We start from the raw sequence: 12228 nt of genomic DNA on the forward strand, positions 1-12228 counted from the left end.
GCCCTTGATACTTTTATCGCAACCTTTTTCGACTGTTTGTCAAGAGCGATTGCGGGGCCTCACGTCCCCCCAATGGAAGTGATCTAATACTTTACATAGTTTTCATAGAACTTTTGACACTACCTATTTTTGCCTAATTGATTCTATACAATTTTCAATATTCTATAATTTTATTTTAACATAAAAATAAGATTCTCCTATTTTATATTGAAATAGAGAACTATCTAAGATAAATAATATCTTTCAAATCAAAGACTTTATTGGTTACACCCAATCTTTGTGCAGGAGTAAGTTCTTTACCATCGGCAGATTTATAAGTTTCACAAAAGTTGTAAAATGTTCTAAGAATGGTCAAGGCGTATTGAGCATACTTTGGATTGAAGTTGGCGTAAATATAACTCTTTCCATCGCCCCTTGCAGTCATTAACGGTCTTTCAAGGATAGATAATCTTCTACGAATTTGTTGGATAAAACTATTCGTGGCGTTATCATTCACATTGATTACTATTTTCGCTATGTCTTTCGGTTCAAGAGAAGATAAATCAGTTGTGCAATCCACTCTATGAAATCCTTTATCTCTTAATGCTAATGGGTGTGTAATCGGATTTTTAGCCCAAACATTATACGATTGTTTTGGTGTTTTAATTTCACTATGAAATTGATGCGTTTCAAATAGTTCTTTTAATGAAAGGTAAGCCAATTTTCGCAAGTTCTTCGTTTCATATCCTCGATGAAATCCCCAATCTAATAAATCGGATTTTGCATCGTCAAACTCTTCCAAGCATTGTTTTCTACTCTTGTTCTTATCAATTGAACACAGAAAGTGGTGAGCATCGTATGTTCTTACTTCCTTTGAGAACACTCTAAAAAACGCCGTTATGATTGAAGAATCATTATCGCTTATCATTCTCCATTCAGATGCCTTTACAAGCTGTTTAATGAGCCAATAATGGGCGATTGTCGTATAGGTAGGATTAACGTGAAGACCATCTACATACTGCATTCTTTTATTGAAATTATTTAGTTCAGCTCGATATTCGTGTGGCTGTTGTGTATCTTTCGGTGAAGGTTCTTGTGGGTAATAGGAAAAGTCCAAACGATTATTCTTCTTGCTAAAATCATTCAAATGGTCTTCTTTATATATGACTGTATCGTATTTTAAATCCTCTACTGTCATTTCCCAATCATAAGCAACATCAGACCGAAATACATATCGTGAGAGTGCATCTGCTGATACAACTACATATGTCTGTACTTGGCTGTCTTCTAAGCCAAAATACTTTTGACCGCCTTGCCCCTTTTTACGAACATTATTGAGGTTATAGTGCATTTTATCGGTATTTAGCCACATTTCTTTAAATGACATATTATCCAAAGGAGTTGTTTCATACTTCTCTAAAAATTCCAAACAACAACGGTATAGCCATTCTAATTTTTGGTAGTAAGTGCCGACTCCGATTTCTAAAATATCACAAGTACGACTGATTGGCATTTTGTTTAAAAGCAGTTTCGCAAACATTGGAAGAATATCATTTCTCTTTTGGCGATAAGTTGTGGATTGTCGCTTGTTTGGTAGAATGCTTGTCTTTTTCTTACAAACTTTGCATTGCCATCTTTGAGAATTATTCAATGTTTTGCCTTGCTTATAAAAACCATCAGGCTTGTCAAAAGGCGTTAAATGATTAGCGGTACAACCTTCTTTATGGAAAGTGTAATCAGGTTCAACATCTTGGGTTATTTCCACTTATTTCTGTAGTAATAGTTATAGCTAATGAAAAATTATTTTTTATGCCGTGTTCAAACGCATTGTTTACTGCTTCTCGAATAGAGTACATCATCAAATGTACATTTTCCGGTGCAAACTCTACTATAAATTCTTCCAATTCCTGTTCAAGGATTTCGTACTCTTTGTAGGATGAAATTCGTATTGATTTTTGCATGTTTTCTATTTCACTTCCCTATATACATACAATATAATACCTCCTTCTATTATGAACCAACAATAACCTTTGTTAGTCAATCTGTCTAAAAATATAAAGAAGAGAACTTCTATAATTAACTATTCCAATGAAGCCAAACAGCTTGGTCTATTTATAACAACACTGCATATAGTTTAATAGATATAGTGAGAAGGAGTTATTCATTTATGAAAAAATATATGTATATATTAAGTATAATTGCTCTCATAACACTTGTGGCTTATTTGGAATCTCCAAACTCTCCACTTGCTCATCCAAATGAGGGAACAAATATGTATTCTACAATTCCTTCCGTGGAGGATTCTGACTCCCCCGGAGCAACAGAAGCGAATTCTAATGTAGAGAACGCAGAGGAAGAGGCTGTTCTTACTTCTTTAGAGCTTAAACTAGAAAAAACCGAACTCGTGGATGGTTACATCATTGAAACTTATAGGGAATATGAGATCTATAATAATGAAGCTGGCGAAGTAATTGAATCTGTAGCTACAGAGCATTATGAGTACTTAAAGTATTTAGATGAATAACTTCAAAAGTCATGTATCTAAACATACCTAATCACTCACCCTACTAATGGGAGGTGAAGAAGATGGCAGATGAAAGACCAATCGAATATAGTGGAAAAGCTCTTGACCAAAGAAACACATTAACCGGACCAGATCAGGGGAAAAATGGCTTTCCAAAAGCACCGAAGAATGTCCCCATACGCAATAATCAAAAACAAAACTAACAAAGAGCAACGGGAAAAGACTGTTTAATGCAGTCTTTTTCTGTTAGCTTCTTTGACACCCATTCTTGTCTTATACTGAAGATTTTCTACCTTCTCTTCATAGTCCCTGTCTACTCCTCATTGGTAGGGTATGTAGCTTGTAAAAAGTCAATCGACTTCACAATCATTGTTTTAATATGCCAACATTCACATCATCAAGTTTATTGAGGTTCGTGCATGTTCCCCCCTTCTTTTAAACATTTACCTCTAATTATTAGGAAAAGTGAATTCTCCAAAAATTTGGAATGTTATGGTATTATATAAGAATTATATATTATAATGTGTATATGTTTGAGGGGATGTGCTCATATGAAAGAAATTACCTTAGGAATATTAGCTTCTTTGTTTTTTGCTGTTACCTTTATTTTGAATCGTTCCATGGAGCTATCAGGAGGTAGCTGGCTATGGAGTTCCTCTTTAAGATACATTTTTATGGTACCCTTTTTATTAATCATCGTCATGTATAGAAGGAACCTAAAACAGATGTGGAAAGAAATGCTTTCCAATCCAATTCCTTGGATTTTATGGAGCTTTGTAGGATTTGTTTTGTTTTATGCCCCTATAACCTTTGCTGCTGCATTCGGACCAGGCTGGCTCGTCGCTGGTACTTGGCCTCTTACCATTGTGGCAGGTGTACTTCTTGGACCCCTTTTTTATAAGACAGTGGAATCAAACAGTGGGCCGAGCAAGGTTCGACAGCAAATACCAATCCAAGCCTTATTCATTTCGTTTTTCATTCTAATAGGTGTGGTACTGATTCAATGGCAGCACGCTCAAAGTTTAACCTTCGAAATGGTGATAGCCAGCACTTTTCCTGTCCTCGTGGCAGCTTTTTGCTACCCACTGGGAAATAGAAAAATGATGGAGATTTGTGGGGGGAAATTGGATACGTTTCAGAGGGTATTTGGTATGACCCTTGCAAGTCTTCCATTTTGGCTGTTACTCGCTGGAATTGGTTATGTTCAGGTTGGTCCGCCTTCGACAGAGCAAATCACCCAGTCATTCATAGTCGCGATCTCCTCAGGAGTGATTGCCACTACATTATTCTTCATCGCTACAGATCGTGTGAGGGATAACCAAGAGAAACTCGCAGCTGTTGAAGCAACACAGTCTACCCAAGTCATTTTTGTTATTGTAGGGGAAGTCCTTCTTCTAGCCACTCCATTACCGAGTACACTCGCAACCATAGGACTATTTATTGTTATGTTCGGTATGCTATTGCATAGTTTTTCATCGAAAAAAGGAGAAAAATCTAATATAAGTGTTAAAAAAGAGACATTTTCTTAAAGAAACTCAGCTTAAACAACCAATTCAGCCAGGTAGAAACCTACCTGGCAATCTTTTTTTCAAAACATGTAAGTGACAACTGCTCATTTACTTGTACCACCTTTTTAACCGTGAACCCCCTTTTTAAGTAAAAGTCGACAGCTGGTTTATTTTTTGACCCAGTAGATACAAGGAGCTTTTCGATGCCCACCACTTGCTCTTCAATAAAGTCTAAAAGTTGATTGGCAATCCCTTTTCGAAAATGATTGGGGTTTACGGTCAGCCTGTGTATATCCAAAGTCTTTCCTTCCTGTTTAAAAGATATAGCACCACAAAGCTCATTCTCTTCAAAGTAACCAAAAAATTTCTCTCCACATTTTTGAAGCGTTTCCACCGTGTCCTTAAGAGGAGGGATGTCATAAAAGTTGATCAACTTTGCCTCCACCATATAGGCGGGGATTTGTAACTTGAGTATAATTTCAGCTACTTCTTTGTCTCTTACATTCAAAGATCTTATCTGTGATCCTCTTGATTCCACTATATTGTTTCTCCTTTTACACCTATTTCAACAATGTCACCATACTTTTCCACTACCCCGTCAGTAACAATTATTCCACTTCCATCCAAACAAGCATAAATCTTTTTTCCAGCAAGACTCGAATAGTCTTTAAATTGGGCTAGTTGAGATTGATGATTGCCCCAATGTGGCATAAACTCAAACGGTACCAATTGCAAGGCTCGTAAATCTTCCAATCCAACAGCATTGTTATCAATATAATCTGCCATGTGAATTGAGCCACTCATCATGATAGCGCCGGCACTCACTCCTATCAGTGGTTTCCCAGCTTCCACCATCCTTCGAATAACTTCAATCATCCCACGCGACTTTAGGCGTTCTAGGAACAAAAAGGTATTTCCGCCCGACAAGTAAACTCCGTCACAGCGTAACAACTCATCCATACGACGCTCATCGTATTCCTCATCCACATCAAAATAGACAAAGCTGTGGATTCCAATGGATGAAAAGAAAGGCTTGCTTTTGTTAAAGTAGATACGATCACTATCCGTTTGAGAAGGAATGTAACCTAAAGTGAATGACTTCCCACCCAATAGTTCTCTCAGACGAGATGCTAATAATGGATGGAGTTGATTGATATCACTAAGTAATACTAACCTTTTCATCCTCCACCACCTCATCTTCCTTCTGTCTCAAATATGTTTCTAACTCATGGTCGTCACGAATGATAATGACTTTATCATCGAATTCTTTTAACAGCTCGATAATCTCTCGTTTACTTACTTTTTCAAAATATGTATTCCAACGAAACATTCGCATAAACATAGAAAAAGTAGACTTGTAATTGCTTTTTTCTAGACCTAGTTGTTGGAGAAAGTATCTCTTTATGATTCTGTACGTTCGCTTAGAAAAGCGAGTATCTAAAAATATTATAAGGTCCGCATTGACAAAACTCTCCGTCACCCACTGATAATGGACCCCTTCGTTGATCCACGCGTCACTATTTACAATATTTCTTAAAAAGGCATCTCTTTCCTTTTCTGATCTTCTTATATCCCCTGTTTGGAACCTTTTCCATACGACATTATCTAATTCATAATGCGGAATGTTTAAATCTTTTGAAAGTCTTTTAGCAAGAAATGTTTTTCCACTCCCGACAGAACCGACTATATGTATTTTCTTAACCTGCATGTGAATCACTCCGCTGTCCCTTTGTCAAAAACTACTGATCTTAGTCACATTATAATACGAAAAGATGATGGTTAATAGATAAAAAGATTTCGATACAGCTTTCCATTTATCAATTAATAAAGAAGAGATAATGCGCTTACATCATCTCTTCTAGTCTATTATTATTACCTGACGGTTTGGTTCGTTAGCGTAATCGAAAACCCTTCATACCCATTAGCGGCGATCTCCTCACATTTTTTTCGGTAGGCACCAACCCCACCTAAATAAATCAAGAATCCACGTGGTTTTCCAGGTATGTTAGCTCCTGTGTACCAGGAGTCTGTTTTTGTAAAGAGCGTTGCTTCTGCTACCTCGCGGCAATGCTTGCTCCATGCCTCTTCAGCCTCAACCGCTGCTTCAATCGTTTCAACACCTTGCTTCTCAAAGTGCTCGATGCAGTCACCGATCCATTCTACATGCTGCTCAATCGATACAGGCATATTACTCAACACAGACGGACTTTCAGGACCGGTAATCATAAAGAAGTTAGGAAAACCTGCGTTAGCTACTCCTAAATAGGTTTGAGTAGAAGCCCCTCCATTCCATTTTTCCTTTAAGGAAATACCGTCCTTTCCACGAATGTCAATCTTGAGAAGAGGTCCAGTCATCCCATCGTAAGGCGGGATATCTCGAAGTCCATGTCCATTCATTATATAGCTCTTCCGAAAACGTATAATTATTGTAAATGCTCTCGGAATCACAGCGAGCACCAGGATAGCACCGCTCACATGCAGTGGGAAAATTATTTCGAACGGTTATTCTTTCATAAATTTTATTTGAAGTATAGCGCCTTTAAATCTTCTCCAATATAAGTATTGCCTATTTTCATGGCGCGAGGATCACTTCCAATCATCTTAAAACCAATAGATTCATACAAATTTTTAGCAGCTATATTATTAGATGAAACTGTTAAATAAACTTGCTCCACTCCACCGATTTCTTTTGCCTTCTCTATCGCAGCATTCATTAATTGTTTCCCTACTCCATGCCTCCTTACTTGAGGAGTGACATACATGGCAAAAATATCAGAGCGATGCTTAAGTTTCCGTTTGATTTCAGTAACAAGGGTAACTACACCAACAAGTTTGTCTTCTTCAAAAGCACCAAATGTATATGCATTGACTGCACGAAGTCTAGAAGCATGAACTTCTAAGGAGTACTCCAATTCCTCTTCCACACTCGAGCTAAACGCCTCTGGGTGATTTTGTAGTGCTTCTATTCTTTTTTCTTTGTATTCTTCTGCATCGTTTTCATTAAGTAAGCGAATCTTAATCATTTCTCATCTCCCTCACCTTTTTGTTATCACTCATATTATACATAGAAATAAATGTTTGCGATATGAGATATGAAGTTTCTACTATTGCTGACTAAAGAGAAGAAATTATAGCAAAAATAATGAAATGGTGGGGGAACGAAAAAAAGGTTCCTCCACCATGTTTTTACTTGTAAGTCAAGCTGAAAACTTCGCTTACATCTATTTTTTTTGATTGAAGTGTTTCATAATCTTTTGTATCTTATGTAAGTATGTTTGTAAATTAGGAGGAACATTTCAACATGAATCAAAATCAAACACAAAAAATCCAAGTTGTTACAGCTGATCCCTCTGCCCTAGGTTTGTTTGGACTAGCTATGGTAACCTTGGTTGCTTCATCACAAAAGCTTGGCTGGACAGACGGAGTATCCTTCGTTCTACCTTGGGCCATTTTCCTTGGTGGTTTTGCACAACTATTCGCCGCAATCAATGATGCGAAACATAATAATACATTCGGCACAACTGCGTTCGGTGCATTTGCCCTTTTCTGGTTCGGTGTAGGTGCCTCATGGTTAATCAACCTTGGTGTTTTTGGAGAAAATGCGGCACTTGCTGTTGATCCAAAGCAATTAGGAATTGCATTTATTGGCTATTTATTGTTTAGCGTATACATGACGATTGGTGCGATGGAAACACATAAAGTATTATTTATTATCTTTGTTCTTATTGATTTTTTATTTATCGGTCTTTCATTATCGACTCTCGGTGTGGCACCTGAATTTTTCCATGAAGTAGCTGCGATCTCTGAATTACTAATTGCCATTATGTCTTTTTATGGATCAGCCGCAGCTGTATTAAACAATCATTTCGGAAAAGTGTTCATTCCAGTCGGAAAACCATTTGGGATTTTCAAATAATTTTAACGTAAGGGAAGTAGTGACCACACTGCTTCCCTTTCATTCCTGCAACTTGGATCAAAAGGGCCCGCACTTTTCAGTTGAGGGATCCTCTTAAGCATCCGAGTTGATTAATAGACGGAAAAATTCCGCTTAATTTGAAAATTCGATAAAAAATAGCCGATATAGACGGAGAAATTCCGCCTATTGATTCAAAAAAGGTGAAAATGGGCAGATTTTCCTTGCTTAAACGGAAAATCTCCACTAGCATTGCATATGTATCCACAGGCAAAAAATTACCCCCTATTAATTGATTAATAGGGGGCTATTTTTATGGACGAAAGCAAAAAAGTCTCCTAAACTAGAAGTTGAACCCACGTTATCCGTGACTGCTACTAAAGGAGACTTTCATGGATAACATTATATCAAATCAGACCGTATTTAGTAAATGCCTATCATTCTTGCCTTTTGAAACATTTAAGGGTTCGTTCTTAGACAACGGCGTAAAAAAACTGACCACCGCTAATTTAATGAGGATTTGTGTCACCATGCAACTGGGAAATTGGAAATCCTACGAGGAAACAGAAGAGCGTATTCGTGCCATGGAAGGTACAGAGGAACTGTTTGGCCTTACCAGTATTAGTGCTTCTCAACTATGTCGTCGAGTCAATGCTTTACCTTCAATCCTACCACGGCAGTTATTTCTTGCCGCTGTTACCCAATTGAATAAGCTAACAAGTAAAGGAAAAGGGATCCCTTCTTTGGGTCGTCTTCATCTCGTAGATTCTTCTTCCCTGCTTCTTGGGCCCACACTAGGAAACTGGACGTATTTTACAAAACATAGTAATTGCGTGAAGCTACATACTCGGATTGTCGTAACGGACCCCGGCACAGCTTATCCAGACATGGTCATTCCTTCTACAGGTAATGTGGATGATCGTGAAGTCATGCTTGAGCTCGTGATAGATCCTCATGCGACCCATGTGATGGACCGTGGCTATGTGGATTACAAAAAAATGGACCATTGGGTGGAAAACCGGATTCCATTCGCCATGCGTATCCAAGCTGGGCATAAGGCGAACATGATAAAATCCTATGAAGTTCCTGATGACAGTAGGGTTAAGCTAGATGCCTTAGTCGTCATGGGGAGTAGCTTCAGATCCATGGAACAGCCCCTTCGTCTTGTTGAATTCACAGATGAAGAGGGGAAAGAGTACCGTGTCGTAACCAATCGTTGGGATTTAAAAGCCGAAGAAGTAACCGAATTGTACCGGCACCGTTGGATCATTGAACTGTTTTTCAAGTGGATGAAACAACATCTACGTCTAGTTAAACTACAAAGTACCCAACCCCAAGGAATTTGGAATCAGATTTTCTTTGCAATGACGGCGTACTGTCTCACTTTATATGTGAGGTTAGTTGAGAAAACTAAGAAGACCACCTGGAAAGTACTCACCCTTATCCGCATCCATGCCGAAAGGACGTGGAAAAGTTTTCTTGATGAGTTACACCGTTTACCTGAAAGAACATCGAAAGGAAGACAAAAGAGCCAGCACCCGCCAAATGAAATAGAACTTTATGATGCAGGTGTGGCCATTGTAAAACAAGTGGGGGTAAGTACTAGCTCGATGGCAAAATATAAGACACCAAGAAAATAATATCCAATTTTTGGATAACTGGGTTCAATTACAACCCCATTGACTTTTTAGCTCTGGGACAAGAAATCCAACTGGTAAAATTATACTCAAATTACATATAAAGTAACCCTGGCATACTCTTGTGGATAATTTTGCAATGCTAGTGGAAAATCTCCCCTTATTCACCCCCTAAACGGGCTTCATTCTGCATCTAACCGGAAAACCTCCGCTTATTTCTTTTGCTGGTTACTCGAATAAGGAAAAGTTTCTTATTTAAATGAGTTTTTTATACCAATTACGATGCCAAGACGACTGTCATTTCGGCACGTATTATAAGAAAAGCACCTCAAAACGGTATCCTATACAAATAAACCTTCTTCTATCATTTTATCCCTCAAATATCACTTAGTTATGTAAGAGGTCCTCATTCACATACTTCCCTTTGAATAGTAATAATAACCCACCTATATATGGGAACACTATTCCTAAACTATACATTGGTAAAAGGAGGTTTTCATATGAATCAAAATAGATTATCCATTTTTGCTCTTGGTGGAGTAAATGAAATTGGTAAGAATATGTATGTCGTTCAATATGGAGATGACATGATTGTCATTGATTGTGGAGGAAAATTCCCTGATGAAACCTTATTAGGAATTGATTTAATCATCCCTGACATTACTTATTTAGAGGAAAACAGAGACAAAATCCGTGCCTTGATCGTTACACACGGACATGAAGATCATATTGGTGGAATTCCTTATTTTCTTAAAAAACTGAATGTTCCTATTTACGCAACCCGTTTTACGTTGGGGTTAATTGAATTGAAGTTAGACGAACACCGCTTAACTGGTGATACCCAACTTGTCGAGGTTCACGCAGAATCAAATCTTACTTTTGGAGAAGTCGGAGTTTCCTTTTTTAGAGTTAGTCATAGTATTCCAGATTGCCTTGGAATTGTTTTGCACACTCCTGAGGGCAATGTGGTACATACCGGTGATTTTAAATTCGATTTAACTCCGGCTAACCACCAGCATTCTGACATACACAAAATGGCCGAAATCGGTAAAAAAGGTGTACTCGCTTTAATTTCCGAAAGTACAAATGCTGAAAGAAAAGGATTAACTCCTTCAGAAGAAATGGTAGGAAATCATATGGATGAGGCTTTTCTGCGTGCAGATGGAAAGATCTTCGTCTCCACCTTCGCATCCAATGTAAATCGTGTTCAACAAGTGGTAGATGCAGCTATTAAAACGAACCGCAAACTTGCATTAATTGGACGTAGCATGGTGAATGTTGTGCAGGTGGCAATGGAACGAGGATATGTAACTATACCTGAGGGGATGATCATTGATGCTAGATCGGCAAACGAATTGGCGCCAGAAAAAGTAGCTGTTCTTTGTACCGGTAGCCAAGGTGAACCAATGGCTGCCCTCTCCAGATTATCTACTGGGAATTATCGAGATATGGTGATCTATCCTGGAGATACAGTCATATTAGCCGCTTCTCCAATTCCTGGAAACGAAAAGGATGTCTCGCGAATTATTGATAATCTATTTCAACTCGGAGCAAAGGTGATTTATGGATCTGGAAGCACAACCGGAATGCATGTGTCAGGACATGGGTATCAAGAGGATCTTAAACTCATGCTTACCTTAATGAAGCCTACTTATTTTATCCCTATCCATGGGGAATACCGCATGCTTCACCATCACCGATTATTAGCCGAGTCCGTTGGTGTAGAAAAAGGAAACAGTTTTATTATAAAAAATGGTGATGTTGTTGATATTGAGAATGGAGTTGCAGTTCAAACACGTAGCATACCAAACGGGGATACGTATGTTGATGGAGTAAGTGTGGGAGATGTAGGAGAAATTGTCCTTAGAGACCGAAGACAGCTGTCTGAAGATGGAATGGTCGTTATTGTCATTACCCTAAGTAAAGCAGATCGAAAAATCATCCAAGGTCCTGACACCATCACCAGAGGTTTTGTATATGTTAAGGATTCCGAAGATTTAATTAGAGAAATCAATCGTTTGACCAAAAAAACGATTAATGATTTACAAGCAGAAAACGTTCGACAGTGGAATGTTATGAAACAAAACATCAAAAAATCAGTTGGCCATTACTTGTTTACTCAAACAAAGAGAAAACCGATGATTTTGCCGGTTATTATAGAAATATAAATACCTTAGAAAACAAGAGTAACCACCTATTCAATATAGGTGGTTACTCTTGTTAGTAGCCCTTTGGATTGGGTCCATATTTATTTTCACCTGGCTGGCTGTCAAAAACTGCAAAAACTAGAAGTACAATTAATCCGATTACAGGAATAAAGGAGAGCAGCATCCACCACCCTGTCCTTCCTATATCATGCAGGCGGCGTACACTAACAGCTAGTGACGGTAGCAAAACCGCTAATCCGTATATCCCGGAAAGAATGCCTCCCAGACCGAGCATCATTTCAATCATTGAGAACAACATGGTAAAGAGAAAATTAAATAGGAAAAACATCCAGTACTCTTTTCTCCTAGCTCTTCCTTGAAACCCAACGTAATTTTTTAAAACTTTCATATACCATTGCATGTTATTACCCTCCAGAAGTGTGCTAAACAGGTATAGATTATATTGCACAATCCTTATTAGAGTTATTCACCATGTATTTTCAGGAATGTTAGACAATTC

The 12228-nt window shown here is 38.1% G+C and carries 14 protein-coding genes; 6 read left to right on the forward strand and 8 right to left on the reverse strand.

Translation table 11 applies throughout. The annotated features are described in order from the left end of the window. Positions 1-220: 220 nt before the first annotated feature. The gene (locus ACFFHF_RS04370) at positions 221-1744 is read right to left on the reverse strand and encodes an insertion element protein (protein WP_377057662.1); all 1524 of its coding nucleotides are present in this window, start codon (positions 1742-1744) and stop codon (positions 221-223) included. Further along, positions 1722-1940 carry a hypothetical protein gene (locus ACFFHF_RS04375; protein ID WP_340906382.1) on the reverse strand — a complete coding sequence of 73 codons (219 nt, stop codon included), beginning with the start codon at positions 1938-1940 and terminating at the stop codon, positions 1722-1724. Before ACFFHF_RS04375 ends, ACFFHF_RS04370 begins: the two co-directional genes overlap by 23 nt. Before the next feature lie 206 nt (positions 1941-2146). Between ACFFHF_RS04375 and ACFFHF_RS04380 the strand changes: the two genes are divergently transcribed. The 3 genes from ACFFHF_RS04380 to ACFFHF_RS04390 all read left to right on the forward strand — a co-directional run bounded on the left by ACFFHF_RS04380 (position 2147) and on the right by ACFFHF_RS04390 (position 4032). Then, on the forward strand, positions 2147-2503 hold the full coding sequence (locus ACFFHF_RS04380; protein ID WP_340903362.1) for a hypothetical protein: 357 nt from the start codon (positions 2147-2149) through the stop codon (positions 2501-2503). A 62-nt stretch (positions 2504-2565) separates the two neighbouring features. Continuing rightward, the gene (locus ACFFHF_RS04385) at positions 2566-2706 is read left to right on the forward strand and encodes a hypothetical protein (RefSeq protein ID WP_340903360.1); all 141 of its coding nucleotides are present in this window, start codon (positions 2566-2568) and stop codon (positions 2704-2706) included. Positions 2707-3054: 348 nt separating this feature from the next. Further along, positions 3055-4032, forward strand: a complete 978-nt coding sequence (locus ACFFHF_RS04390) for a DMT family transporter (RefSeq protein ID WP_340903359.1) — start codon at positions 3055-3057, stop codon at positions 4030-4032. A 40-nt stretch (positions 4033-4072) separates the two neighbouring features. Here ACFFHF_RS04390 and ACFFHF_RS04395 read toward each other — a convergent pair whose 3' ends face one another. From ACFFHF_RS04395 to ACFFHF_RS04415, 5 genes are all read right to left on the reverse strand, one after another. Beyond that, entirely contained in the window at positions 4073-4549 is a 477-nt protein-coding gene (locus ACFFHF_RS04395) for a GNAT family N-acetyltransferase (RefSeq protein WP_340903358.1), read from the reverse strand. Next, entirely contained in the window at positions 4549-5193 is a 645-nt protein-coding gene (locus ACFFHF_RS04400) for a Type 1 glutamine amidotransferase-like domain-containing protein (protein WP_340903356.1), read from the reverse strand. Before ACFFHF_RS04400 ends, ACFFHF_RS04395 begins: the two co-directional genes overlap by 1 nt. Continuing rightward, on the reverse strand, positions 5171-5719 hold the full coding sequence (locus tag ACFFHF_RS04405) for a P-loop NTPase family protein (protein ID WP_340903355.1): 549 nt from the start codon (positions 5717-5719) through the stop codon (positions 5171-5173). Before ACFFHF_RS04405 ends, ACFFHF_RS04400 begins: the two co-directional genes overlap by 23 nt. Before the next feature lie 164 nt (positions 5720-5883). After that, positions 5884-6408 carry an NAD(P)/FAD-dependent oxidoreductase gene (locus ACFFHF_RS04410; protein WP_340903354.1) on the reverse strand — a complete coding sequence of 175 codons (525 nt, stop codon included), beginning with the start codon at positions 6406-6408 and terminating at the stop codon, positions 5884-5886. Positions 6409-6530: 122 nt separating this feature from the next. After that, a complete protein-coding gene (locus ACFFHF_RS04415; protein ID WP_340903353.1) occupies positions 6531-7034 on the reverse strand; it encodes a GNAT family N-acetyltransferase in 504 nt (167 codons plus the stop codon). Between the two features lie 278 nt (positions 7035-7312). Here ACFFHF_RS04415 and ACFFHF_RS04420 point away from each other — a divergent pair, with 278 nt between their 5' ends. The 3 genes from ACFFHF_RS04420 to ACFFHF_RS04430 all read left to right on the forward strand — a co-directional run bounded on the left by ACFFHF_RS04420 (position 7313) and on the right by ACFFHF_RS04430 (position 11729). After that, the gene (locus ACFFHF_RS04420) at positions 7313-7927 is read left to right on the forward strand and encodes an acetate uptake transporter (protein ID WP_340903352.1); all 615 of its coding nucleotides are present in this window, start codon (positions 7313-7315) and stop codon (positions 7925-7927) included. Positions 7928-8316: 389 nt separating this feature from the next. Further along, positions 8317-9564, forward strand: a complete 1248-nt coding sequence (locus ACFFHF_RS04425; protein ID WP_340901828.1) for an IS4 family transposase — start codon at positions 8317-8319, stop codon at positions 9562-9564. 497 nt (positions 9565-10061) lie between these two features. After that, a complete protein-coding gene (locus ACFFHF_RS04430; protein ID WP_160545441.1) occupies positions 10062-11729 on the forward strand; it encodes a ribonuclease J in 1668 nt (555 codons plus the stop codon). Between the two features lie 52 nt (positions 11730-11781). Here ACFFHF_RS04430 and ACFFHF_RS04435 read toward each other — a convergent pair whose 3' ends face one another. Next, a complete protein-coding gene (locus tag ACFFHF_RS04435; RefSeq protein ID WP_160545442.1) occupies positions 11782-12129 on the reverse strand; it encodes a DUF805 domain-containing protein in 348 nt (115 codons plus the stop codon). Between the last annotated feature and the right edge of the window lie 99 nt (positions 12130-12228).

The sequence above is a fragment of the Robertmurraya beringensis genome, from assembly GCF_042433785.1.
Taxonomy (GTDB): domain Bacteria; phylum Bacillota; class Bacilli; order Bacillales; family Cytobacillaceae; genus Robertmurraya_A; species Robertmurraya_A beringensis.

What these genes read in the sequence shown, in the direction of transcription:
- ACFFHF_RS04380 (WP_340903362.1), top strand. Translation starts at nt 2,147, where the DNA reads ATGAAAAAATATATGTATATATTAAGTATAATTGCTCTCATAACACTT.
- ACFFHF_RS04375 (WP_340906382.1), bottom strand. Translation starts at nt 1,940, where the DNA reads ATGCAAAAATCAATACGAATTTCATCCTACAAAGAGTACGAAATCCTT.
- ACFFHF_RS04400 (WP_340903356.1), bottom strand. Translation starts at nt 5,193, where the DNA reads ATGAAAAGGTTAGTATTACTTAGTGATATCAATCAACTCCATCCATTA.
- ACFFHF_RS04415 (WP_340903353.1), bottom strand. Translation starts at nt 7,034, where the DNA reads ATGATTAAGATTCGCTTACTTAATGAAAACGATGCAGAAGAATACAAA.
- ACFFHF_RS04410 (WP_340903354.1), bottom strand. Translation starts at nt 6,408, where the DNA reads ATGAATGGACATGGACTTCGAGATATCCCGCCTTACGATGGGATGACT.
- ACFFHF_RS04420 (WP_340903352.1), top strand. Translation starts at nt 7,313, where the DNA reads ATGAATCAAAATCAAACACAAAAAATCCAAGTTGTTACAGCTGATCCC.
- ACFFHF_RS04385 (WP_340903360.1), top strand. Translation starts at nt 2,566, where the DNA reads ATGGCAGATGAAAGACCAATCGAATATAGTGGAAAAGCTCTTGACCAA.
- ACFFHF_RS04430 (WP_160545441.1), top strand. Translation starts at nt 10,062, where the DNA reads ATGAATCAAAATAGATTATCCATTTTTGCTCTTGGTGGAGTAAATGAA.
- ACFFHF_RS04425 (WP_340901828.1), top strand. Translation starts at nt 8,317, where the DNA reads ATGGATAACATTATATCAAATCAGACCGTATTTAGTAAATGCCTATCA.
- ACFFHF_RS04390 (WP_340903359.1), top strand. Translation starts at nt 3,055, where the DNA reads ATGAAAGAAATTACCTTAGGAATATTAGCTTCTTTGTTTTTTGCTGTT.
- ACFFHF_RS04405 (WP_340903355.1), bottom strand. Translation starts at nt 5,719, where the DNA reads ATGCAGGTTAAGAAAATACATATAGTCGGTTCTGTCGGGAGTGGAAAA.
- ACFFHF_RS04435 (WP_160545442.1), bottom strand. Translation starts at nt 12,129, where the DNA reads ATGCAATGGTATATGAAAGTTTTAAAAAATTACGTTGGGTTTCAAGGA.